27 protein-coding genes are annotated in these 23,242 nt (G+C 60.8%); 16 read left to right on the top strand and 11 right to left on the bottom strand.

What is annotated here, in order from left to right; translation table 11 throughout:
- A partial coding sequence (locus OUZ52_RS16245; protein ID WP_266159586.1) for a M61 family metallopeptidase occupies nt 1-1,637 on the bottom strand: 1,637 nt, incomplete at its 3' end.
- Nucleotides 1,638-1,795: 158 nt separating this feature from the next.
- Nucleotides 1,796-2,275 carry an Lrp/AsnC family transcriptional regulator gene (locus OUZ52_RS16240; protein ID WP_266159585.1) on the bottom strand — a complete coding sequence of 160 codons (480 nt, stop codon included), beginning with the start codon at nt 2,273-2,275 and terminating at the stop codon, nt 1,796-1,798.
- Nucleotides 2,276-2,400: 125 nt separating this feature from the next.
- Between OUZ52_RS16240 and OUZ52_RS16235 the strand changes: the two genes are divergently transcribed.
- From OUZ52_RS16235 to OUZ52_RS16210, 6 genes are all read left to right on the top strand, one after another.
- Nucleotides 2,401-3,354, top strand: coding sequence for a threonine ammonia-lyase (locus tag OUZ52_RS16235; protein WP_266159584.1), 954 nt, complete (start codon nt 2,401-2,403; stop codon nt 3,352-3,354).
- Between the two features lie 40 nt (nt 3,355-3,394).
- Nucleotides 3,395-4,024: a glutathione S-transferase family protein gene (locus OUZ52_RS16230; RefSeq protein WP_266159583.1), complete on the top strand. Its 630-nt coding sequence runs from the start codon at nt 3,395-3,397 to the stop codon at nt 4,022-4,024.
- Nucleotides 4,025-4,098: 74 nt separating this feature from the next.
- The gene (locus OUZ52_RS16225) at nt 4,099-4,320 is read left to right on the top strand and encodes a hypothetical protein (RefSeq protein WP_266159582.1); all 222 of its coding nucleotides are present in this window, start codon (nt 4,099-4,101) and stop codon (nt 4,318-4,320) included.
- A gap of 270 nt (nt 4,321-4,590) precedes the next feature.
- A complete protein-coding gene (locus OUZ52_RS16220; RefSeq protein WP_266159581.1) occupies nt 4,591-5,679 on the top strand; it encodes an alginate lyase family protein in 1,089 nt (362 codons plus the stop codon).
- 154 nt (nt 5,680-5,833) lie between these two features.
- On the top strand, nt 5,834-6,766 hold the full coding sequence (locus OUZ52_RS16215) for a peptidylprolyl isomerase (RefSeq protein WP_266159580.1): 933 nt from the start codon (nt 5,834-5,836) through the stop codon (nt 6,764-6,766).
- 116 nt (nt 6,767-6,882) lie between these two features.
- Entirely contained in the window at nt 6,883-7,476 is a 594-nt protein-coding gene (locus tag OUZ52_RS16210) for a class I SAM-dependent methyltransferase (protein ID WP_266159579.1), read from the top strand.
- 51 nt (nt 7,477-7,527) lie between these two features.
- Here the strand turns inward: OUZ52_RS16210 and OUZ52_RS16205 are convergent, their stop codons facing one another.
- Both OUZ52_RS16205 and OUZ52_RS16200 read right to left on the bottom strand, forming a co-directional pair.
- Complete coding sequence (locus tag OUZ52_RS16205; RefSeq protein ID WP_266159587.1) at nt 7,528-9,402, bottom strand: ABC transporter ATP-binding protein; 1,875 nt, start codon at nt 9,400-9,402, stop codon at nt 7,528-7,530.
- A 62-nt stretch (nt 9,403-9,464) separates the two neighbouring features.
- On the bottom strand, nt 9,465-9,851 hold the full coding sequence (locus OUZ52_RS16200) for a hypothetical protein (RefSeq protein WP_266159578.1): 387 nt from the start codon (nt 9,849-9,851) through the stop codon (nt 9,465-9,467).
- Here OUZ52_RS16200 and OUZ52_RS16195 point away from each other — a divergent pair.
- The 4 genes from OUZ52_RS16195 (at nt 9,825) to OUZ52_RS16180 (ending at nt 12,803) form a co-directional block, all read left to right on the top strand.
- Nucleotides 9,825-10,262: a PadR family transcriptional regulator gene (locus OUZ52_RS16195; protein ID WP_266159577.1), complete on the top strand. Its 438-nt coding sequence runs from the start codon at nt 9,825-9,827 to the stop codon at nt 10,260-10,262. The two genes, OUZ52_RS16200 and OUZ52_RS16195, sit on opposite strands and share 27 nt — an antisense overlap.
- The gene (locus OUZ52_RS16190) at nt 10,255-10,737 is read left to right on the top strand and encodes a transcriptional repressor (RefSeq protein ID WP_266159576.1); all 483 of its coding nucleotides are present in this window, start codon (nt 10,255-10,257) and stop codon (nt 10,735-10,737) included. The genes OUZ52_RS16195 and OUZ52_RS16190 overlap by 8 nt, the downstream gene beginning before the upstream one ends.
- 167 nt (nt 10,738-10,904) lie before the next feature.
- On the top strand, nt 10,905-11,702 hold the full coding sequence (locus OUZ52_RS16185; protein ID WP_266159575.1) for a siderophore-interacting protein: 798 nt from the start codon (nt 10,905-10,907) through the stop codon (nt 11,700-11,702).
- Between the two features lie 171 nt (nt 11,703-11,873).
- A complete protein-coding gene (locus tag OUZ52_RS16180; RefSeq protein WP_266159574.1) occupies nt 11,874-12,803 on the top strand; it encodes a DMT family transporter in 930 nt (309 codons plus the stop codon).
- Between the two features lie 48 nt (nt 12,804-12,851).
- On the opposite strand, the gene OUZ52_RS16175 is transcribed toward OUZ52_RS16180, so the two are convergent.
- A complete protein-coding gene (locus OUZ52_RS16175) occupies nt 12,852-13,766 on the bottom strand; it encodes a LysR family transcriptional regulator (RefSeq protein ID WP_266159573.1) in 915 nt (304 codons plus the stop codon).
- Nucleotides 13,767-13,883: 117 nt separating this feature from the next.
- Between OUZ52_RS16175 and OUZ52_RS16170 the strand changes: the two genes are divergently transcribed.
- Both OUZ52_RS16170 and OUZ52_RS16165 read left to right on the top strand, forming a co-directional pair.
- A complete protein-coding gene (locus OUZ52_RS16170; RefSeq protein ID WP_266159572.1) occupies nt 13,884-14,774 on the top strand; it encodes an MBL fold metallo-hydrolase in 891 nt (296 codons plus the stop codon).
- Between the two features lie 94 nt (nt 14,775-14,868).
- Nucleotides 14,869-15,510 carry an NAD(P)-dependent oxidoreductase gene (locus tag OUZ52_RS16165; RefSeq protein ID WP_266159571.1) on the top strand — a complete coding sequence of 214 codons (642 nt, stop codon included), beginning with the start codon at nt 14,869-14,871 and terminating at the stop codon, nt 15,508-15,510.
- A gap of 104 nt (nt 15,511-15,614) precedes the next feature.
- Here OUZ52_RS16165 and OUZ52_RS16160 read toward each other — a convergent pair whose 3' ends face one another.
- The 4 genes from OUZ52_RS16160 to OUZ52_RS16145 form a co-directional block, all read right to left on the bottom strand.
- Nucleotides 15,615-16,277 (bottom strand): c-type cytochrome, encoded by a 663-nt coding sequence (locus OUZ52_RS16160; protein WP_266159570.1) that lies wholly within the window; start codon nt 16,275-16,277, stop codon nt 15,615-15,617.
- Between the two features lie 9 nt (nt 16,278-16,286).
- On the bottom strand, nt 16,287-17,264 hold the full coding sequence (locus OUZ52_RS16155) for a copper resistance protein B (protein ID WP_266159569.1): 978 nt from the start codon (nt 17,262-17,264) through the stop codon (nt 16,287-16,289).
- A complete protein-coding gene (locus tag OUZ52_RS16150; protein WP_266159568.1) occupies nt 17,261-19,006 on the bottom strand; it encodes a copper resistance system multicopper oxidase in 1,746 nt (581 codons plus the stop codon). The genes OUZ52_RS16155 and OUZ52_RS16150 overlap by 4 nt, the downstream gene beginning before the upstream one ends.
- A gap of 77 nt (nt 19,007-19,083) precedes the next feature.
- The gene (locus OUZ52_RS16145; protein WP_266159567.1) at nt 19,084-19,473 is read right to left on the bottom strand and encodes a hypothetical protein; all 390 of its coding nucleotides are present in this window, start codon (nt 19,471-19,473) and stop codon (nt 19,084-19,086) included.
- 99 nt (nt 19,474-19,572) lie between these two features.
- On the opposite strand from OUZ52_RS16145, the gene OUZ52_RS16140 reads away from it, so the two are divergent.
- Both OUZ52_RS16140 and OUZ52_RS16135 read left to right on the top strand, forming a co-directional pair.
- Complete coding sequence (locus OUZ52_RS16140) at nt 19,573-20,391, top strand: 23S rRNA (adenine(2030)-N(6))-methyltransferase RlmJ (RefSeq protein ID WP_266159566.1); 819 nt, start codon at nt 19,573-19,575, stop codon at nt 20,389-20,391.
- Between the two features lie 90 nt (nt 20,392-20,481).
- A complete protein-coding gene (locus OUZ52_RS16135; RefSeq protein ID WP_266159565.1) occupies nt 20,482-20,997 on the top strand; it encodes a Slp family lipoprotein in 516 nt (171 codons plus the stop codon).
- Nucleotides 20,998-21,037: 40 nt separating this feature from the next.
- On the opposite strand, the gene OUZ52_RS16130 is transcribed toward OUZ52_RS16135, so the two are convergent.
- Nucleotides 21,038-21,430 (bottom strand): VOC family protein, encoded by a 393-nt coding sequence (locus OUZ52_RS16130; RefSeq protein WP_266159564.1) that lies wholly within the window; start codon nt 21,428-21,430, stop codon nt 21,038-21,040.
- Nucleotides 21,427-21,822 (bottom strand): MmcQ/YjbR family DNA-binding protein, encoded by a 396-nt coding sequence (locus OUZ52_RS16125; protein WP_266159562.1) that lies wholly within the window; start codon nt 21,820-21,822, stop codon nt 21,427-21,429. The genes OUZ52_RS16130 and OUZ52_RS16125 overlap by 4 nt, the downstream gene beginning before the upstream one ends.
- A gap of 473 nt (nt 21,823-22,295) precedes the next feature.
- Between OUZ52_RS16125 and OUZ52_RS16120 the strand changes: the two genes are divergently transcribed.
- Both OUZ52_RS16120 and OUZ52_RS16115 read left to right on the top strand, forming a co-directional pair.
- Nucleotides 22,296-22,862: a GNAT family N-acetyltransferase gene (locus OUZ52_RS16120; RefSeq protein ID WP_266159561.1), complete on the top strand. Its 567-nt coding sequence runs from the start codon at nt 22,296-22,298 to the stop codon at nt 22,860-22,862.
- A 192-nt stretch (nt 22,863-23,054) separates the two neighbouring features.
- On the top strand, nt 23,055-23,242 hold a 188-nt coding region (locus OUZ52_RS16115; RefSeq protein WP_266159560.1), incomplete at its 3' end, for a hypothetical protein.

Below are 23,242 nucleotides of genomic sequence, written 5' to 3'. Positions count from 1 at the left end.
GCCACTCCAAAATGCGCATAGGCAGCATCGAGCAAGCTCGTAGGCTTGTCGGTGTAAACCAGTTTCCAACCATGCGCCTCCAGGCCGCCCAGTAGAGAGACATGCCCATCCAGGCGTTGCCGCAGGTAATCGGCCCAATCGTAAGGCGCGATCTGCTTCAGCGCGCTCACCACATCGTCGAAGGTATAGGTGTTGACGTCGAACTTGCCGTTCTGCATGCCAAAAAAAACGTGGCTGAAATCGTCCAGGCTATGTTTGTTGCCACTCAACGCTCGCAGCTTTCCATCGACATCGAGCCAGATCAATTCACCGGCATCGTAATACTCCTCGCTGCCTTGATAGCTTACGTAGGGCTGCGGCCGACGCAATGCGATGATGGGATCGTTGGTTGTATCTTGCACATTGCGCCAACTCGCCTGGCCTGAACTCGCCTGGCCTGAACTCGCCTGGCCAGAACTCATCAGGCCCGAACTCATCAAGCCCGGGCGGCCCTTGTCATAGAGTGACGCGACATAGGCCAGCATGTCGCGAAACTGCTCGGCACTCCACATACCTGAGCGTGCAGTAACTACCTGCCCCCAGAATTGAGTCTGCCCCTCGTAAACCCATAGCAGCGAATTCTGCATAGGTACATTGAAGTCGGGCGTCGCCAGATCGGCGCCGCGTCGGTATTTGCCATTCCACGAATGATTGAACTCGTGCGGCAACAGGTCACGCTGTATCGCGCCGCTATCCCAGTCGGTGAAATAATCTGCGTCCAGCGCCGTCTCGCTGGAGCGATGGTGTTCGAGGATATTGCCGCCCAGCTTGCCGCTGAGCGACAACAAAAAGTCGTAGTGATCGTAGTGATGCGCGCCATAGAGCTTGTACATCTGCTGCACTAGTTGTTGATGCGCCTTGATCTGCTCAGGCTTGATTTCCAGGTACTTCGGATCGTCAGCGACAAGGTTCAAATGCACCGGCGCCGCAGCGCCCGGGTCCAGATCGATGCGCTTGAAGTACTTGCCGGCATATACCGGAGAGTCGACCAGATCCTCGTAGCTGATCGGCTTGTAATGCATGGTGTCGCCATCGCGCGAAGCCACTTCCAGCGCCGTAGCCGATGGCCAGCCGCTGGGATAGGTCGCACTGGCCTCGGTCATAATGCGATTCACCCGGTAGCCGGCCGGATACAGGCTCATGGCGACCCAGCGCAGATCGAGCATCTGTGGCGTCATCATGACGTTGCCCTGGTCCTTTCCTTGCGATGAAAGAAACTGGAATTCGAGCTCGACCGCATCGGCGCCTGGCGGCACCTCAAGATGAAACGCATACACATTGAGTGGATCGCGCGTCCACGGCAGCAGCTTGCCATTCGCCTTGATAGTCAGGCCGGCGAATTTATCCAGCGGTCCGGTGGGCGAATGCTCGCCCGCTGTCCACTGCGGATACAGCAAGGTCAACGGCCCCGGCACGGCCGGCACCGTTTCATGGATCCGGAAAATACGCCTGGCGACATCGGTCGCATCTACCCTGATCTTCAGCGTGCCCGCGGCATAGGCTTGATCTTTGGAGACCGGCACGTCGGCATACGCGGTGCCCATAGCCAGACCCAGGGCACTGACGAGGGTGGCAGCAACAAGGCAACGAGGTCGCATGGCGTGCTCCTGACTGTCCGTGGAGGTGGCTCGGGCATAAGCCGCGCTGCGATGCTAGGCCCAACCTGGCTGCGGCATCCCCTCCCATTGGTCATAGGCTGCCGCGCAAAGAACCCGGGTCGCCTACCCCTGGAGCTCACGCTGATTCGACCGCCGTCTTATTCCGGCAGCTCATCCAGCGGAACTCGCAAGCCGCGCTTGACCGTACCCAGCGCGACACGCGTGTGGAAGCGTTTCACATTGGCGTTCTCGGTCATGAGTTTTTGCATCAGCACATCGTAGGCTTCGACGTCGCGCGTGGTGACGATCAACACATAGTCGCCATCGCCGGTGACATACCACGCCTCCTGGATGGCCGGCTCGGCGGCAATCCAGCGCTTCAGGCTGACCATTAATTCGGGTCGTTCGCGCTCGACCTCGATGTCGACAATCATGGTCAGCGGGTAACCGACGCTCTTGGGATTGACGATGGCCACCTCGGCGGTGATCACCGCCTCTTCGCGCAGACGCGACATCCGTCGTTGCACCGCCGATGCCGACAAGCCGATTTCCGCGCCGATCATCTCGGCCGAGCGGCGTGCGTCGTTTTGCACGATCACCAGAATCTTTCGATCAAATTTATCCAGCTCGATAGCCATCTAAGCGCAAACGTTCCGGGTAGCGGGGAGAAAACCTGTTTTGCTGCCGATCTATGCGGCCACGCCGCGCGGCCGAACCCTAGCATAAGTGGTCTTCTGTGCAGCTAACGGCCGCGGCATTGTCTATGAACCAGCTCACCCAGATCGCAAACATTCTTGCCGCGTCGCGGCAGATCGACCCGGTCTTTCTGAATTCGCCCACGGCCAGCGATGATGCGCTTAACGCCGCGCTGGGCTGCCATGTCGTGGCCAAGATCGAAACCGCCAATCCTATCGGCTCGTTCAAAGGCCGTGGCACTGAACTGTTCTGTGCCACGGCTTTGCGCGCCGGGGAATCGATGGTTTGCGCATCGGCCGGCAATTTCGGCCAGGGGCTGGCGCGCGCCGCGACCAAGCGCGGTTCGCCGTGCCATGTCTTCGCCGCGCAAACGGCCAACCCGCTCAAGGTCGAGGCCATGCGCCGCTTCGGCGCCATCGTGCACCTGGTCGGCCATGACTTTGACCAAGCCAAACACGCCGCACGCGAGTATGCCAACGAGCACGGCATGCGCTTCGTCGAAGATGGCGTCGAGCCGGCTATTGCCGAGGGTGCCGGCACCATCGCCATCGAACTGGCTAGCGCTCAACCATTCGAGACCATGCTGGTACCGCTGGGGAATGGTGCCTTGCTCGCAGGCGTGGGCACGGCACTTCGCCATATAGCCCCCCATGTCGACATCATCGCCGTGGTCGCCGCTGCTGCCCCGGCCATGAAACTCTCGCTGGAGGCCGGGCAAGCGATTGAAACGGAAAGCGCCAACACCATCGCCGACGGCATCGCCGTACGCGTACCCATAGCAGACAGCTTGGCCCATCTGCGCGCTTGTTGCGATGCGGTGGTCGCGGTATCGGAGGCTGACATTTTCAAGGCCATGCAGCTGGTTCATCGGCATCTCGATCTGGTGCTGGAGCCCGCCGGCGCCGTTGGCATCGCCGCCATCCTGGCCGAGCCGGGCCGCTTTGCCGACCGACGTGTGGCGACCATTTTGTGCGGCGGCAATATCTCCGTCGAACTGCGTCATCGGCTGCTCGCTGCCTAGCCATCTAATTACATCACCTTAGGGATGCCCCGACCCCGCTATGAAACTTTTTTACCAAACGCACTCGCCGTATGCCCGCAAAGTTCTGGTTGCGGCGCATGAAATGGGGATCGACCATCGCCTGGAAGTCATCCATCAGGAGACCAGCCCCACCCGTTGCAACGAAGAGGTTTTTGCCTTCAACCCGTTGGGCAAGGTGCCAGTGCTGATTTGCGACGATGGCTTGGAGCTGTTCGATTCCAATGTGATCTGTGAATACCTGGACGGCATGCATCAAGGGCAAAAGCTGATACCGGACGAGCCCACGGCACGCTTTCACGCCTTGCGAACCCAGGCGCTGGCCCAGGGTATTGCCGATGCCGGCATTGCGGTTCGTTGGGAAACCGAGCGGCGCCCAGCATCTAAACGCTGGCGTCCCATGCAGGTAGGGCAGATGCAGAAAATCATCAGCGCCTGCGATTTTCTTGAACACCTGGTCGATGCCGATAACCCGCCAGGCGCTACCCCGCATATCGGCGACATCGCTTTGGCAACCACGCTTAGCTGGATTGAGTTCCGTAGTGTCTACGATTTTTCAGCCGCAAGGCCGCGTCTGTCGTCGTGGTACGAGCGTATGTGCCTGCGCCCTTCGATGCTCGCCACGCCACTTAGCGGCGACACCCGCGATTAGATCAGCAAGCCGCTGCGCTTTTGATTTCGTACCGTCCTCATCACTCTTTTATGCCCACCCGCCCGGAGGCCACCATGAGCTCGCTCTGGACTGAATTACTGTTTCTGCATGGCCACATCGCCGACTGGCAGCTGGCAAAACAATTGACCACGCCGCCAGTATCGACCGAGGCAACAGGCCCGGCCGCCACACCGTTAGCCGACAAACCAAGCCGGCCTTCGCCACGCGAGCTGGCCCTCAAACTTTCAAAACGCCTCTGCCTGGGTATCGGTGGCGGCTTGGTGTGTACGCAATAGACGAGTCACCCAGATGCCGTTCGCGCGGCACAGCTTTTTTGCATCGACATGCCACAGCGCCGTTCTGACGTGCATGACGCGCGAGCGCTCGTTAGCTGGCTAGATATACAAACGGTGTTGTTGCGTAGCCCATCGCCACCGGTTGAGCGCATGTCTGCCATTTGCCACGGGCTTGCTGCTGAAAGCTTTCGGAACGCAATTACTTGCCCGGCTGATCTGCACGCTTGTTCACGGCAAACTAGCCGTGGCACAGCCTGTAGAGAGACTTTGATGCGCACGTATAAAGCAGGCACCCCACGAGCGGCCGGTATATTCATGGGCATCGCGATGGTGTTGGCGAGCGCAGGCCACACCGCGGTCGATCATGCGGCGACCAGCTCGCCGGTGCTGAGCTGGTGCAGCATCGCCACGCAGAGCACCGCCGCGGCAACAGCCTTGCTCGACGGCGCCAGCCATCATCTCAACGACCCGCCGGGCGCCATCGCGCATCTGCATACCGAAGGGACCTTGCCGCATCAAGGCATTCGCGACCAGAGCATCGCCGCGGAAAAGGACTGGCCGATCATGCGCCATGCCGCGCAAGCCTGGCGGATCAGCGGCGACCCGCGCTATCTGCAGCAAGTCGATACCTATCTGGCCGCCTGGGCAACCACCTACCAAGCGGATTTCAATCCCATCGACGAAACCAACCTGGATGGACTGATCGACGCCTATACCCTGACCGCCGATGCCTTGCAGCCGAGCACGCGGGCGGCGGTACAAGCCCTGCTGCGCAAACTCGGCAACGGTTATATCGAACGCATTCAACAAGCACCCCGGCCGGCATCGCCGACCATGCTCAATAACTGGCAAAGCCACCGCGTCAAACTGATCACCATGAGTGCCGCCGCCCTCGGCGACCGGGCCATGCTGGGCCGCGCGTTTTCGCTATTCAAGCAGCAGATCGCCGACAACATCCAGGCCGATGGCAGCGTCGTGGATTTCAGCGAACGCGATGCGTTGCACTACGTTGTCTATGACCTGCAACCCCTGGTACAGGCCGCGCTGGCGGCAAAACCCTACGGGATAGGAGGCGACTGGTTGAGCTATCGGACCCCGCAAGGCGGCTCGCTACAGCTTGCACTCAACTGGCTGCGTCCTTACGCCGACGGTCAACGTACGCATCAAGAGTTTGTCCATACCAAGGTGCCGTTCGACCTTGCTCGGCTGAAAGCGGGAGAGCGTGGCTATAGCGGGCTATGGGATCCCAAGACCAGCGGCACGCTTTACTGGCTGGCGGCAAAACTCGATGGCCGCTATCTGGCTACGGCGCAAAAACTGGCGGCGCAGGCACCGGACTGGATCGCGATCTGTCATTGATCCACGGCCGTCATTGATGACCTCAAGCAAGCCGCCACCAACGAACGGCACTTGCCAGCACAGGCCGCAGTCCCGCCGGCGATGGCCTATTCCCTACCCACCCCTGCCCTCTGTTACCTTGCAGCACTGCCATCCCTTCAGCGCAAGGTTAGCCATGTCCCGATTCGCCCAACGTCTGCTCGGTCTGTCCCTGCTTTGCGCACTGGCCTTGCCTTATGCCAGCGCCGAAACCCCAGCTGCAAGCAAGACGCCGACGCCGAAAGAGCTGCTGGAGCGATCGAAGCCGGATGAGTGGCGCAAGCCTGCCCCCGAGAATCTGTTGTTCATGCAGCTGCCGCAAGGCCGCGTGGTCATCGAACTGGCGCCGGATTTCACCCCGCTGCACGCCGCCAATATCCGCACCTTGGTGCGTGAGCATTATTTCGATGGGCTGGCGGTGGTACGCGTGCAGGATAACTTCGTCAGCCAGTGGGGCGACCCCGAGGACGACGATAAGGGCGACAAGAACAAGCTGCGATCGATGGGCACGGCGAAACATACGCTGCCCTCGGAATACACCCGGCCGATCGACGGCAAACTGCCGTGGACCGGCTTGCCCGATGGCGATGTCTACGCACCCGAGGTGGGTTTTTCGGAAGGTTTCCCGGTCGCCCGCGACAAAGCCAGCGGGCAGGAATGGCTAACTCATTGCTACGGCATGGTCGGCGTCGCCCGCGATATAGGCCCGGAGACTGGCAGCGGCAGCTCGCTGTATGCGGTCATCGGCCAGGCGCCGCGCGGCCTGGATCGCAATCTCGCTATCGCCGGCCGGGTGCTGCAAGGCATGGAATACCTTTCAGGTCTGCCGCGAGGCACCGGCCCGTTGGGTTTCTATGAGAAGCCGGCGCAACGCCTGAACATCACCTTCGTTCGCCTTGCCGCCGACCTGCCGGCGGCTGAACGCGGCAAGCTCGAGGTACTGCGCACCGATAGCGCCACCTTTGCCGCGCTGATCGAGGCTAAACGCAACCGCCGCGACGATTTCTATCAGTTGCCGGCCGGCAAAATCGACCTTTGCAGCATCAATATTCCAGTACGCGGGAAGTAAAATCTGCACGTCTTCCGTCTTGCCCGCAAATCTGAACATTAGGTTCATCTGCACTTGCTAGCTTTACGCCGATGGCGGCCCTGGACTGCCGCTGCCCTTTCCACTGGAAGTTGTCGATGTCGTTGAGCGATACCCTGGCTTTTTTACGCGCATGGCTGCGCGATCCGCGCAGCATTGGCGCCGTGGCCCCTTCAGGGCCGGCATTGACGCGCCTGATGACCGCCCATATCGGTCAGCTCGATGGCCCGGTCATCGAGCTGGGCCCTGGCACCGGGGTGTTTACCCGCGCGCTGCTGGAGGGTGGCCTGCCGGTGCATCGCCTGGCCTTGATCGAAGCCGACCCCAACTTTGCCGAGGCCCTGGCCCGTCGTTATCCGCAGGCGCGCGTACTCAGCATGGACGCCGCGCAACTGGGCCAAACCCGGCCGCTCTTTGGTGAAGAACGCGCCTGCGCCATCATCAGCGGGCTGCCGCTATTGTCGATGCCAAGCGAAAAAGTAGCGGCGATTCTCAAGGGCGCTTTCGACCAGCAACTGCATGCCGACGGGGTGTTCTACCAATTCACCTATGGGCCGCGCTGCCCGCTGTCGGACAACCTGCTGCAACAACTGGATCTGCAAGCGGTACGTGTGGGCAGCGCACTGCTCAACCTGCCGCCGGCCTCGGTGTATCGCTTCAGCCGCCGGCCACACGCAAGCTTTGTCGCCTGAGCGGCGCGCCGCTCTCTCGCTTCACGCGATCGACCGGCCCAGGCCGGCCACCTAGCGGTAGCCGGCAGCCTGCAATTCGAACAACTCTGCGTAGTGAGCACCGGCGGCCACCAGTTCATCGTGGCTGCCGATCTCCACGATGCGGCCGTCGTCCAGCACCAGAATGCGATCGGCCATGCGCACGGTGGAGAAGCGATGCGAAATGATTACCGCGCTCTTGTCTTGCGATAGCTCTTTGAAGCGTTGAAACACCTGGAACTCAGCGCGCGCATCCAGCGCCGCCGTGGGCTCGTCGAGTATCAACAACTGAGCATCGCGCATATACGCACGCGCAATGGCGATTTTCTGCCATTCGCCGCCGGACAAATCCACCCCGCCCTTGAACAACTTGCCTAGCATTTGCTCGTAGCCCTTGGGCAGTTTGGCGATCACCTCATCGGCCACGCTGCGGCGAGCCGCGTCGGCGATACGCGCCTGGTCGTCTCGTGCCTCGATGCGCCCCACCGCGATATTGCTGGCCGCGCTGAGGTAATAGCGCATGAAGTCCTGAAAGATCACACCGATATTCGCGCGTAACGCTTGCAAGTCGTATTCGGCCAGCGGATGGCCGTCTAAAAGGATGCGACCTTCGCTGGGGTCGTAGAGACGCGAAAGCAATTTGACTACGGTGGTCTTGCCCGCGCCGTTCTCGCCGACCAGCGCGAGCACCTCGTTGGCATGTAGCGTAAAGCTCAGATGACGCACCGCCCAGCGCTCTGCATCGGGGTAGCGAAAACCCACATTGTCGAAGACGAAGCCTTCGCGAATGGGGTGGGGAAACGGTCGCGGATGCTTGGGCGAAAAAATTTGCGGCTTGATCTGGAAGAACGAGAACAAGTCATCCAGATACAGCGCCTGTCCCGCTACTTGTGAAAACCCGACCAACAGCCCTTCCAGCAAGCTGCGCAGGCGGCGGAACGAGGCCGACAGAAAGGTCAGGTCGCCGATGGTGAAATGACCTTGTACCGTGCGCAGCGCAATGATTGCGTAAGCACAGTAGTAGCCGATCGTGCCAATCGTGGTGAACAAGCCGCCCCAGCCGGCCCGACGTACGGCGATCAACCGGTTGGCCCGATAAATCGACTGCGAAAGCTCGCTGTAACGGTCAATAAGAAAACGGTTGAGGCCAAAGCTTTTCACCTCTTTGGCGCTTTGCGTGCTGGCGCCCAGCATGCGCAGATAGTCCAGCTCACGCCGCTCAGGCGTCCATTGGTAATTGACCGCGTAGCTTTGTGCGTTGAAATGCAGTTCGCCGACAAACACCGGTACCAGCGCCACCAACAGCAGCACAATCAGCCACGGCGCGTAAATCGCCAGCCCCACGGCAAAGCTGACAATGGTGACCATGTCTTGCGCCTGGCCAAGCAACTGCGACAGCAATGAACTGCGCCCAGCCACCTGGCGGCGGGCGCGATCCAGTTTGTCTTGCAGGTCGGCGTCTTCGAAATCTTCCAGATCCAGCGATGCGGCGTGCTCCATCAGTTGCACGCTGGTGGTGTTGGTATACAGCTCCGATAGCAATGAATCGATCAGCGAAACAATCCGCCCCAGTAGATCAGCGCCTACCGCCAAGGCAAATTCCCATGCCAGCAACCACCATAGCCGATGCAGCAGCGGGTCACTGAGCCAGGCCGACAGATCCGCATGCAAGCCACCGCTGCGAAAAAGATGGGTGACCTCGTCGATGATCAGCTTGCCGACATAAAGCGTTGCCACCGGCAGTAACGCGCGCAGCAAGCGCAAGAAAATGCTGGCGATGCTCATGCTCGGGCTGGTGCGCCAGATGCCACGCAAAAACGGGGGCAGGTTACGCAGCGCGACAAAGCGTTCGCGCAGGCTTTGCTTTGGCGGCGGCTCGCTGCGGCCTTGTCCCCGGCGCCCGCCCATCAAATTCTCACGCGACATCACGACCTCATTCATTGAAGGGCAAGCCACCCATGCCATGGCGGCTACGCGCTTGGGCGCAGAGCCATGACATCTTCAGCCACCGGAAGGCGGGGCGGCACTTGCTTAAAGATATAGTTGCGATATATCGTCAAATCACTTGCTACGATATATCGGAGTAACAACGTATGCACAGATATCACATGTTTTTCCGCGCCATGCGCCACAGCTGGCATGAGCACACCCATCGGCCCTTCTGGAATGATGATGCGGATGACGAGTTTCAAGGTAGCCGCCACGAACACCATGCCGGCCGTGGCCCGTTCGGTGAGCGCGGCGGCCATTCCTTCGCTGACTGGAACGGTTTGCGTGGAGGCGGCGGTCGCCGCGGCGGCGGCCGCATGTTCGGCCACGGCGATCTCAAATTGCTGCTGCTCGCCTTGATCGAACAACAGCCGCGCCATGGCTATGAGCTGATCCGCACCATCGAGGAGATGTTCCATGGCAACTACACCCCCAGCCCCGGCGCCATCTACCCTACCCTGACCATGCTCGAAGAACTCGGCTACGCTCAGGTCGAGAACGAACAAGGCGGCCGCAAGCTTTATGCGATCACCGCCGAAGGCAGTGCCTATCTCGATGAGAACCGTGAGCTGGTCGACGCGGTCATCGCCCGCACCGAGCATAGCGCCCGCATGGCCGCCAAGATGGCCTTGCCGATGCCCGTGCGCATTGCCATGCACAAACTCAAGCACGCCTTGCTGATGCGCGACACCGATTGGAATAAGGCCGAAGGACAGCGCGTGGCGGCCATCCTCGAGCGTGCGGCCAGCGATATCGCCGCGGGAACCCGCCGTGAATGAACAGCTAAACGCCCCCGAACGATGGCAGGCCCGCTGCAAAACGCATGGCCTGCTAGTCACCGCCCCACGCAAAGCGATCCTCACCGCACTGCTTGATCAAGAACACAGCTGTGACGCCGTCGCGTTGTTGCAACACGCCCGGGCCCACCACCCCGGCGTCAGCATGGGCACGGTTTATCGCTTTATGCGCGAGCTTGAGAAACTGGGTCTCGCTCAAGCCCAGGCACAACCGCACGGCCGCATTCGCTGGCGCCTGCGCAAGTCGGCAGAGCTATCAGACTCCTTGGAGGTCAGCCAGCTGCTAGGCCAGATCGAGGATTTTCTGCATGACCTGGAGCAACTCGGCTTTGCCGAACGGCAGGCGGCACCCAGCACTGAAACTAGCGAGAACCGCACCTTGCGGGTGCTGCACCAGATCGCCGAACGGCTGGGCTATCGGCTGACCCCGCAACACCGCGAAAGCCTTACCACCTGAGTGGCAGCAAGAGGTGTGATCCAGCAAAAACAACACACAGCTTGAAATGCACTGCATGCGCTTTATCTATACAACGCCACTACCACCATGCCACCGCCATCGCCTGCGCTGCATTCGTCACGCCAGGCCCGTAGCCGGCCCCTGCATCCCCTCTACAGAGGTATCCCATGGGTACACATGAGTCACAGCGGTTGCGCCATCCCATCGTCATTCGTCACTTAAACGTATTGCGCGTGGAACGGCTCACCTTGCATATGCAACGCATTGTTTTCGGCGGCAGTGAACTGGATGGTTTCATAAGCAGCGCCCCCGATGATCACGTCAAACTGTTCTTTCCCAACAGTATGGGTGAACTAGTGCTGCCGAAGATGGGGCCCGATGGCCCTATTTATCCGAGCGACCGCGAACCCTCGCCGATGCGCGACTACACGCCACGTAAGTACGACGCCGAACGCGGCGAACTGACCATCGACTTCGTCTTGCATGGCGATGGCCCCGCTTCGATCTGGGCCGCCCAGGCCAGCGTCGGACAAACCCTGGTGGTTGCCGGGCCGCGAGGCTCATTCATCGTCGCCGATGATTTTGATCACTATGTGTTGATCGGCGATGAAACAGCCTTGCCCGCGATGGGCCGCTGGCTGGAAGTCATGCCAGCCACAGCTACGGTCACCTTGCTGGCGGAAATTCCGGACCGCGCCGATCGTCAGTCGCTGCGTTCCAACGCGCAGTTCGAGGTGCAGTGGCTGGAGCGTCAAGGTGCCGATGCGGCTAGCAGCAATCTGCTTGAAACCGCTTTGCGGCGCTTGCCCACGCCCGCCGGCGATACTTTTTATTGGATCGCCACCGAATCGCAACGAGCCCGCCAACTGCGGCAATACCTGAGTGAAGAACGCGGCATTCCCAAGGATTGGCTAAAAGCCAAGGGCTACTGGCAGCGTGACGGGGGCGAGCCCGAGAGCGAGTAACCGCGCACCTAGCCGCCGTCCGAGGGAGTCGTCATCCCCGGACGGCGACGCCTAGCGAAGGCATTGACGCCAGCGACGCCCCTGGCGATCACTGTCGACAACATTCGAAAACGGGCGGCAAACGTTGCGACACCGTTAGAATGCACGGCCACTCCCCAGACGAACCTCCCCATGCAAGCCGTCAACAAGGCCCGCCTGCAGATTCATTTCTGCGTATTGCTGTGGGGCTTTACCGCCATTCTCGGCGCTCTCATCACCTTGCCGGCATTGCCCCTGGTGTGGTGGCGCATGTTGCTGGTGGCCGCATCGCTATTGCTGATGCCCAAGGTTTGGCGTGGCATCAAGGCGATGCCGGCGCGGTTGCGTTGGGCTTACGCGGGCATCGGTTTATTGGTCGCCCTGCATTGGCTCACTTTTTATGCCGCGATCAAGTTGGCCAACGCCTCGGTGGCAGCCACTTGTATTGCCCTCGCCCCGGTTTTTCTTGCCTTGGTCGAGCCTTGGATTGCCAAGCGCCGTTTCGATCCCGCCGAGTTACTGATGGGCGTGGCGGTGGTGCCGGGTGTTGCCATGGTGGTCGGCGGCGTACCCGCCGGCATGCGCATCGGCATCGCCGTGGGCGCGGTGTCGGCCTTGCTGGTCGCCATGTTCAGCTCGCTCAACAAGCGCTTTGTCGACCACGCTGACCCGCTGACCGTCACCTGTATCGAGCTGGGCACCGGCGCGATGTTCCTGACCTTGCTGGCCCCGCTGCTGCCGCATAGCGGGGCGGCCTTCGTGCTACCCAATGCACACGATGCCATCTTGCTACTGCTGTTGTCGTTTGGCTGCACCTTGCTGCCGTTCGCCCTGGCCTTGGTGGCGCTGCGCCATTTAAGCGCCTTCGGCACCCAGATGGTGACCAACCTGGAGCCGGTGTATGCGATCGTGCTGGCGATCGTGCTGCTGGGTGAGCAACACGATTTGAATCGCTGGTTTTATGCCGGTGTCGCGGTCATCCTGGCCGCAGTGTTCGTACACCCCTGGCTTAGCCGCCAGCGTCATCCCACGGCGCAGCCTGAATTGCTTGGCACCACCGAAAGCCACAGCGTGATCGATTAGGCACGACCAATTACGCATAAGGTTGCGGCAACACAAGCTCATAGTCGCTCAGCTCTTGGTCATACCCGCGGCATCGCTCAAACGGTCTCGCAAATGCGCAATAAAGGCCCGCACCTTGGCCGCTGGCTGCCGACTGGGATAAACGGCATGAATGCCGCCTTCGGGCAACCGGTACTGCGCCAGCAAAGCCACCAGTCGGCCGGCACGGATATCTGGCTCGGCGAGGTAATCCGGCAACACCGCTACGCCCGCACCCGCCAGGGCGATGGCACGCACGGCGGCGGCGCTGTTGGCCTGGGCCACTTGGGGAATTCGCACGGTGCTCCGCTTTCCGCCTGAACTGGTAAAAATCCAGCGCGATGGCGACGCCAGTACAGACAGCGCAACCATGGCATGCCCAGCCAGATCCGCCGGACGACGGGGCACCCCGCTGGCGGCGAGATAAGTCGGTGCAGCCACCAGCAACTGACGAAAACTGCTTAAGCGCAGCGCGCGCAAGTTGGAATCGCGCAACCAGCCGCCGCGGATAGCGAGATCAAACCGCTCGGCGATCAAATCGCTGACCTGGTCACTTAAGGTGAGATCGACCTGTACCATCGGATATAACTTGAGAAAGCTGGCGACCGCCGGCGCGACGATAGCCACCCCGTAATCCACCGACGTGGTGATACGCAGCGTGCCGGTGGGGGTGTCGCGGCTCTCACCGACACGTTCGATAGCCGCATCGGTCTCGCTCAGGATGCGCACGCAATCGGTATGGAACATCGCCCCCGCTTCGGTCAGCGACATACGCCGGGTGCTGCGCATCAACAGGCTCACCCCCAGCTCTTGCTCCAGCCGAGCCAGGTGCTGGCTGACCATCGCCTTGGTCATGCCCAATTGCTCGGCGGCTGCGGTAAACGAGCCCGCCCGCACCAAGGCGGCAAAGATCGCCAGCCGATTGAGATTGACTTCACTTGCCATGGTCGCCTCACTGTAAAGCATGACTTTACAGTGAATTCTCTATTGGTTCGTATATCCGCATCAATTAACAGCGCAAGCTAGCACCACCTAAACGCTTACTCGACCACCGAGGCTTCTATGCGCAAGCTCCGCACTTCTCTTACGCTGCTCTCGCTCGGCCTGGCGCTGGCCGGGCTGGCCGGTACCGTGCAGGCCAAAGAACAGCCGCTGACGCTGGATGTCTATAACGCCGGCGACCAGGCGATCTTCCCGGTGACTTCGGTGCTGCTGGAAGGTACTCACGATGCCGTTCTGATCGATGCTCAGTTCGCCCGTGGCGATGCGCAGAAATTGGTCGACAAGATCAAGGCCTCCAAGAAGAACCTGACGACTATTTATGTCAGCCATGGTGACCCGGATTACTACTTCGGCCTCGATGTGCTGCATGCGGCCTTTCCATGGGCCAGGATCATCGCCAGCAAGCCCACGGTGGCGCATATCCAGGCCACCGCGAAAGCCAAGCTCGCCTACTGGGGACCGATCCTGAAACAGGATGCCCCTGGCTCGATCGTGGTACCCGATGCACTCGTTGGCGACACCATCACGCTGGAAGGCCGCAAGCTGGAAGTCATCGGCCTCGACGGCCCGACACCCGATCGCAGCTTTGTGTGGATTCCTTCATTGAAGGCGGTTGTCGGCGGCGTGGTGGTGTTCGACAACTTGCATGTATGGATGGCCGACACACAAACCCCGCAGTCGCACACGCAATGGCTGGCCAGCTTGCAACATATTGACCAGCTCAAGCCGCTCAAGGTGGTACCTGGCCATTACCAGGCCGGTAGCACGTTTGATCTCAGCGCCGTGCACTACACCCGCGACTACATCAAAACCTATGACGCCGAAGCGGCCAAGGCAAAGGATGCCGCGACGCTCACCGCGGCCATGGAGCAGCGCTATCCGCAGGCCGGCCTGAAGGCTTCACTGGCATTGAGCAGCAAAGTCAGCAAGGGCGAAATGTCGTGGCCTTGAGCCCGATCGATAGCGCCTTTGCCCCCACCAACTTCACCCTCACTGTTGTCATACTCATCCTTTTTTTACCCTCACCCTCTTTGGGAGATCGAACGTGAAAATTGCACTTTTCGGCGCGACCGGCCACATCGGCCAAGGCATTCTCGATGAAGCACTGGCACGCGGTCATGACGTGGTGGCCGTGGTCCGTGATCCGAGCCGGCTGACTCAACACAATCCCAAGCTTCAAGTGATCACCGGCGACGTCGCCAAGCCGGAAAGCTGGCAGGATGCGGTGCGTGGCACCGATGCGGTAATCGCCAGTTTGTCGGCCCGCCGCGATGGCGACTTGTCCAGCGTTCCTGGCAATGCCGCGATCTTGCTCGACAACCTGCCCAAGGCTGGCGTGAAGCGTTTGCTCTGGGTAGGCGGTGCCGGCTCGCTGGAAACCGCGCCAGGCGTGAAAGTGATCGACGACGCGCATTTTCCCGAGATGTGGAAGCCTGAAGCCCAGGCGCAGGGCAAGGCCCTGGAGGTATTCCGTGCCAGCAAGGCCGACCTGGACTGGACCTATATCAGCCCCGCCAAGATGATCGAGCCGGGTGAGCGCAGCGGCGCCTATCGCGTCGGTGGCGACAAGGTGCTGCTCGACGCCAACGGTGTCAGCCGCATCACCATTGCCGATTACGCGATGGCCCTGCTTGATCGCATCGAGAAGAACGATGCATTGCGCCAGCGAATTACCGTCGCTTACTAAGTGATCGACCGGCGAGTGGCATCAAGCCACTCGCTGTCCATCTCGCCATCGAAAAGCGACACCGGCGAGCACATCGCAGCAGCTACATCCTTGTGCCCCTTCGATCAATGGCCAGCGGCGCTCGACGCCGCCGCTGGCGCCATAGGCATGGGTGGCGCATCGTGATCGTGATCGGCGTGGCCTGCGTGATCGTCATGGTCAACATCGTGCTCATCATGATCGTGGCCGCCGTGCTCGTGACTATGCCCACCACCATGACCATCGTTGCCAGGCATGCCTGCCAAGGCCTCGAATTGCGCCTCATCCATTCCTGGTAGATGCCGCACAAATGCCACCATGTCCCAGATCGCCGCATCGTCATGGCTGCGTCCCCATGCCGGCATCGCCGTCATCTTGATGCCATGTTTGATTACCCAGAAAGCTTCGGCCGGGTCATGCACGCCATGCTGGGATAGGTCGGGCGGCTGCGGATACAGCCCCTCGCGCAATTCGGTTTGACGCATCCCCGGCGTGAGGTGACAGGCAGCGCACATTTCAGCGTAATGCTGCGCTCCGCTACGAATGCGCGCCGGATCTTCCAGATCGGGCACCACCACAGCGGACGATTGATGCGCGATAGAACGATTGCGCAAGGTGGCAATCACCTGCTCGGTCAAGGCCCAGTGCGGGCGATCTGCACCGATGTCATACGTGCCCGAGGTCACGAAGACGACAGCGGCAACCATCAACAGCAATAACAACGTCAGCCATGCCATAAGTAGTTTCATGATCTTTCCTCAGAGCCAGATCCGCACGCCAGCCACCCAGGTGGTCTCGCGTGTAGGTTGATTTTCCATGCCTACGCCATTGCTATGACGGTACGCCCAGTTGACGCCAACATAAGGCGCCAAGCGACGACTGAATTCATAGCGCAAGCGAAGCCCCGCCTGTGCGTCAGACAGGCCAGATGAGATATCGCGACGCGGGTCGTTTTTACGGTAGAAGTTCAACTCCAACTTGGGCGTCAGAATCAACCGTTGGGTAAAAAGCAGGTCGTAACTGCCTTCGAAACGCGCCGCCGTGCGGCCATTCGGCCCGATGTAAAACGTCGCCTGCGATGCAAACCAATACGGTGCCAAACCTTGCACGCCCAAAGCGGCCCATGGCCGGCTGGGCCCATGAGCAAAATCCTGGCGAACGCCTAGCTGCCAGTCCCAGAATGTGCTCGTGGCATGGCCCCATAGCACTTCAGCACGACCGTCTTGCGTGCCCTCTCGGCGACGTTCCCCTTCGGTTTTTAGCCAAAGCCGATTGGTATCGCTGCCCCACCAGCCCTCGGCCTCCCATGAGGTTGCATAGTCGCCGCCGGTGCTGCGACTGCGCTCCAGTCGATCCAGCAACAGCATGCCGCGCCGCCCGGTGTCATCCATCTGCATCACGTCGACCATATGTGCAGCTGACATCTCCGGCATCTGCAGCTGCGGTGCGGCAGGAGCTACGTGGCTATTCGGCGGTAGTACCGAAGTGTCTGGCATGACCATGGGCTGGGCGCCGTCGGAATGGTCCATGCCGGGCATCGACATATCCATTCCGGCGTGCGGATCCGCGTCAGGCTTTGCAGCGGGCTTGGCGGGTTTTGCGACGCGATGATGTGTCGGCGGTGTCGCCGCCGGCATGAGCATGCCGGGCATCGCATCGGTGGCTTGACCGGCCATTGCTGCCAGTGGCCACAGGCTCATGCCAAGCAAGGGTATGACGAGTTTACGCGCGCTCATGCCACCACCACCTCGCGGAACATGCCCGCCTCCATGTGGTAAAGCAGATGGCAGTGATAGGCCCAGCGTCCCAGCGCATCGGCACTCACCCGATAGCTGATGCGCTGCGCGGGCTGTACCACCAGGGTGTGCTTACGCACTTGAAAACGGCCGTCCGGCGATTCGAGTTCACTCCACATGCCATGCAGGTGAATCGGGTGAGTCATCATGGTGTCGTTGATCAACACCACCCGCACATGCTCGCCATGTTTCAGGCGCAAAGGCTCGGCATTGGAGAAGCGAGTGCCGTCGAACGACCACAGATAGCGCTCCATATTGCCGGTAAGCCGCAAGGTAATCTCACGATCGACCACGGCTGAGATCGGTGCGTCGACCGCATGCAGGTCGGCGTAGGTCAGCACGCGGCGTCCGTTGTCGCGCAGGCCGACACCGGGATCATCGAGGTTGCTGCGCGGCTTCGCTACGCGCATATCGACTTCAGGGCCGGTCTTGAGCTCATCGGTGGACATGGCGTGGTCATGCGTCATCGCGGCGTGATCCATGCCGGCCATACCGCTCATATTGCCGGCGCCGTGATCCATCCCCGGCGTAGACATGTCGACCTGCCCCATCATGTCGCGCATGCTGAGCAAGGGGCGTGGATCCAGTGGCGGCACCTCGGCGGCCATGCCCGCCTGAGGCGTCAGCGTGGCCCGGGCGTAACCTGAGCGATCCATGCTTTGCGCAAAAATGGTCCATGCACGATCGGCACTCGGCTCCACGATCACATCATAGGTTTCAGCCGTGGCGATACGGAATTCGTCCACGCTGACCGGCTCGATCGGCTGACCATCCGCCGCGACCACGGTCATCTTCAAACCGGGACTGCGCACATCGAAGAACGTCATCGATGAGCCATTGATGAAACGCAACCGCACTTTGTCGCCAGCATCGAATAAGCCCGTCCAGTTGCCTGCGGGCGCCTGGCCATTGATAAGGTAGGTATAAGCGCCGGCGGAGACATCGGCCAGGTCGGTCGGATCCATGCGCATCTGGTTCCACATGCGCCGCTCGGCGAACGCCTGACTGATGCCTTGGTGCTGCACATCGCGAACAAAGTCGCCTACGGTGCGCTTGCCATTGTTGTAATAGCCACTCTGCTTTTTGAGATTGGCGTAGATGCGCTCGGGGTCGGTATCGGTCCAATCACTTAGCAGCACCACATAGTCACGCTGTGCCGGGTGGCGCTCGCCGTCACGCGGCTCAATCACGATGGGGCCGTATAGGCCGGTTTGCTCCTGAAAGCGCGAATGGCTGTGATACCAATAAGTGCCTGACTGATTCACCGTAAAGCGATAAAGATATTCACCGCCTGCGGGAATGCCATCGAAACTCAGCCCTGGGACGCCATCCATATCGGCCGGCAATACGATGCCATGCCAGTGAATCGAACTGCTGACCGCCAGCCGGTTGCGCACCCGCAGGCTGATCGTATCGCCTTCGCGCCAACGCAACAGCGGCGCGGGCACCTGCCCGTTCACCACCGTGGCAACGCGCTTGCGCCCGGTGTAATCGACCGGCAGCTCGCCTATCTCCAGCTCGAAATGGGTACCCGTCAACTCACTGCGCGGGGCGGCCGGTTGGGCGGCCCACGCGCTGCCCTCTCGCCACAAGCCTAGCCCGGCGGCAAGACCGCCCAAGGCCAGCCCTTGCACGAAACGTCGTCGCGGCAGCTGAAAGCCGCGCGGATCTTGCTTATCCATGAATCACTCCGTCACTCAAACCTGCCAGGCAGGTACGTTCATGCGGCTGAAATTCAGCCGTTGCCGTCGAGAGCGGATCAGGCGGCCGGTGGCCTTAGCGGAGGTATGCGGGTCGGCTGTGGCGCTTCGCCACCGAAGTAAGCTGCGTCGCCGCTATCGGCGATGGCCGCTGGCGGCGCCACACTGGCGACCTGCGGCACCGTTGCCGATACGCAGGCGCAAGTGCAATGGGCTTGTAGCTTGTCGCCAGCGTGCGCTGTGTCGTGACCATCGCCATGCATGCTATGAGCCGACATGCTGGCGTGACCATCCATCGCCATGACCATCGCCGCCCCGGTTTGCCCGTGCACGGTGCTGCAGCAGCCCTGCTGCGCCCAGGCCATGCTGACCAGCATCAGCCAGGCGCACAAAGCCAGCGCAAACATCGCGCGGCAACGGCGAAAAGGCTTTAGCGAATAGGCGGACATGGCGCGAGCATAACCAGCCCGAACGGCCAAGCTCAACTCTGGAGCAGGCTCCACGCGGCCTGAGAGCCTATAATCGCCAACCCCTTCAGCGAAACCGCCATGAATTATCGCCACGCCTACCATGCCGGCAACTTCGCCGATGTCCTCAAGCACACCGTGCAGCTCGCCCTGATCGAGGCATTGCAGGCTAAACCGACGCCCTTTTGTGTCATCGATACCCATGCGGGCAGTGGCTGTTACGCGCTCGATGGCAAGGAAGCCGGTAAAACCGGCGAATACAAAGACGGCATCACGCGCTTGCTCTATCCCGATCTGCAACGCGCCGACCAGCCACAGGCCAACCCGCAAACAGCGCAAGCCTTGCCGCCGCTGCTACGCCGCTGGCTCGATGCGATTCTTTCGCTGCCAGGTAACGAGGGTGGTTTGAAGCTCTACCCCGGCTCGCCATTGCAAGCCGCGCGCAGCATTCACGTGCACCAGCGTGATGGCTACGAGGCATTGAAAGCCATGTTGCCGCCCAAAGAAAAACGCGGGCTGGTGTTGATCGATCCACCGTATGAAGCACAAGAAGCCGAGTACAAGCAAATCGAGAAAACGCTGAAAGCCGCGCTGTTGCGTTGGCCTACCGGCATCTATGCGGTGTGGTATCCGATCAAATTACGCAGTCAGGTACAGCCTTTTCACCGCTGGCTGCAACGTTGCGGCGCCAAACGAGTGCTGCGCGCCGAACTCTTGATACATCCCGATGATTCGCCGCTGCGTCTCAACGGCTCGGGCATGGTGATACTCAATGCGCCATGGCAACTGGACGAAACGCTGCGCGAGCCGATGCGCGCCCTGGCACGCCTGCTGTCACAAACCCGTCAGGCCAAATGGCAGCTGGACTGGCTGATGCAAGACGGTGCTCCGCCAGCCTGATGGCCCACCCCTCGCGCCTACCGGGATCCATCGGCACCGATTAAGCTGGTGCCGTGACTTCGCTAGCCACACCACCTAAGGAGCCGCATCATGCGCACTCATGTCATCACGTTCTTGCGCCGGATCATCGCCCCGACCGCGCTGTTGGCTTTGGCGGCGTGCGCACCGGCACCAATTTATAAACCGTCGGCGGATGCCGTCGCAGCATCCCCGCTTGAGGTGGCTCAATCGCCGGAACGTTTCACCCAGCGCAGCGTCATCTGGGGTGGGCGCATTGTCGGCGTAAAGAATCTCTCTGACCGCAGCGAGGTCGAAATCCTGGCTTATCCGCTCGATAACTCGCAACGCCCCAAAGCCAGCGACAACGGCAGCGGCCGCTTTATCGCGGTCATGCCGGGCTATGTGGAGCCCATCGATTATCCGCCGGGAGCACTGATCACCCTCAGCGGCAAACTCGATGGCACCCGCGCCGGCAAGGTCGGCGATGCCAGCTATGTATTCCCTCTGCTCAGCGTGGGGCAATCGCACATTTGGACGGCCGAAGAAATGCGCGGCGGCAAGCCAAACATCAACTTTGGTGTGGGCCTGGGTGTCGGCATTCGCTGAGTCACGCGCCCCGCGGATATCACAGGGCGCTGAGGCTGGGTCAGTGTTTTAGCTGCAGTAAGTCCCAGGCATTGCCATAAAGATCTTCAAATACCGCCACGCTGCCATAAGGCTCGTGGCGGGGTTGTTCGCGAAAATGCACGCCTTGCGCACGCATATATTGCCAGTCCCGCTGAAAGTCATCGGTATGCAGAAACAGAAAGACGCGCCCGCCGGTTTGATCGCCGATGCGCGCCAGCTGCTCGGCGCCACTGGCTTTGGCTAGCAGCAGGCGAGTTTCTTGCGCTCCCGGCGGCGCCAGCAATACCCAGCGCTTGCCGCTGCCGAGATCGGTGTCCTCGACAAGTTCAAACCTCAGTGTGCGGGTGTACCAGGCAATAGCCTCGTCGTAATCGGCGACGACCAGCGTGATACCGCCAATGTGCTGCTTCACGATTTGCTCCTCGGCTCGGCGGGCCAGGCACCCAGCGATGCCTGCAATTTTCGGGTTAACTTGGCGCGTACTAAACCGTATGAGGCGCGGATGAAAGACGCCAGCTCAGCGGTATCGAAATGCTGCGGCTCGGCGATCAGCACCCAGCGCGCACGCGCCAGATAAGGCGCCGGAATAATGCCCGGCTGATCGGTAAGCTCCAAAAAGCGCTCGTCTTCGACTTTGAACGACAAGCGCCCACCGCCATCGGCGGGCATCACCACGAACATTTTCTCACCAACACTGAAGACCAGATTCGTCTCCCACTTGATGTCCCGCGTCACGCCGGGCCAGTTCCCGCAAAGCGCATCCAACTGCGCCACCGTCATGCCCTTTGTTTGTTTTGCCGCCATCGGTCTGCTCGTGTCGTGATCCTTCAAGCATCTTGCCCGCTGATCCCCCTGGCCGGATACGGGGCAGCCCGGATGAAGGCCGAAGCGCCTCGGCCTATCGCTTGAGAGGCCTGTAAATCAGCGTGCTGCCTCGCAACATCCGCAAAGCTGATCTGGCGACCATCCGAGGCATGGCCGTGGCGACAACAGGCCTTGATCCAGCGCTGGTCAAAGCGCACCCAGCGCCAAGCTCAAAAATGTCATTAGACATTGTTTTTACTTGATATTTAAAGAAGCGCCACAGCAAGCCCATGGATCAAGCCGGCCATCCATCGGCTGACCAAGCCTCAAATGCTCACGTTTTTTCTCGCTTAAATATTCATAAATTTCACTAGCGCTTGTTCATGCTGCGTCGCACACAATACGGTAAAGTATGGAACATGCTAAACACGCAACCATCCCTACTCCATCCTTACGACTCGGGCGCTACTCGTATGGGCATGCCTCCACCGAGCAGCGTGCGCTTTGCGCACGCGCCCACCGTCAGCGCATCCCTGGGCGAGCCACTGCGCTTTGAGGATGGCCGCGAGCTGCATTTGCGCAGTATCGGACCGACGGATGTCGCCGCACTCAAGCGCTGTTTCCATCGCCTTTCGCCCGAAGACGTACGCCGCCGTTTTCTACACGCCATGTCCGAGCTGCCGGAGCCGATGGCGCAACGCCTGTGCCGCATCGACCCCAGCATCGAAACCGCTTATGTACTGATGGACGAATCGACCAAGCCGGCCGAAATGTGCGGCGTTGGCCGCATCTATGTCGATGAATCGGCCGGCAGCGCGGAGTTTTCGGTGCTGATCGAGCAAGACTGGACCCGCCTGGGCCTTGGTGCCTTGCTATTGCAACGGCTGGTCGACGACTGTCGTGCCCGTGGCCTGACCGAGATCTGGGGCTATGTTCTGGTGGAAAACCGCCCGATGCTGCAGCTATGCAAGGAACTGGGCTTCACCCGCCGCCTGGCGATCGACGAACCAGGTACCGCGCAGATCTCGCTGCAGCTCTGACAGCAAGGTCCGATGCGGCCCGCGCTCACGCCTGAGCGAAAGGCTGGCGCGGGGATGAAAAGCAAGCGGGTCACTGCTTGGCAGCGCAAGCCATAGCTGATGCGATGAGCCCGGTTCGCCGGGCTCATCGCGTTACACTTATGAGCTTTCCCCGGCGCGGACTGAAACTGCGCCCACCAGCGCAGCGTTGACATGTCTAGCCCGAGCCCATCAAGCGTGATCCCGCATCCCCCGCTACCCACGACGCCCAAGCAGCGCCGCTACTGGACGCCGCCGCATGGCTCGGCCCGTGCCTTGCTGGTGGCGGAAACCGCCCGTTCGCACGAAGGCTTGCTGGTGGCGATAACGCGCGACACGCAGCGTGCGCATGCGCTGGAAGA

The organism is Dyella silvatica, from assembly GCF_026283955.1.
Classification (GTDB): domain Bacteria; phylum Pseudomonadota; class Gammaproteobacteria; order Xanthomonadales; family Rhodanobacteraceae; genus Dyella_C; species Dyella_C silvatica.
Note: the sequence above shows the minus strand (reverse complement) of the source record. Positions and strands in the feature narration are given on the sequence as shown.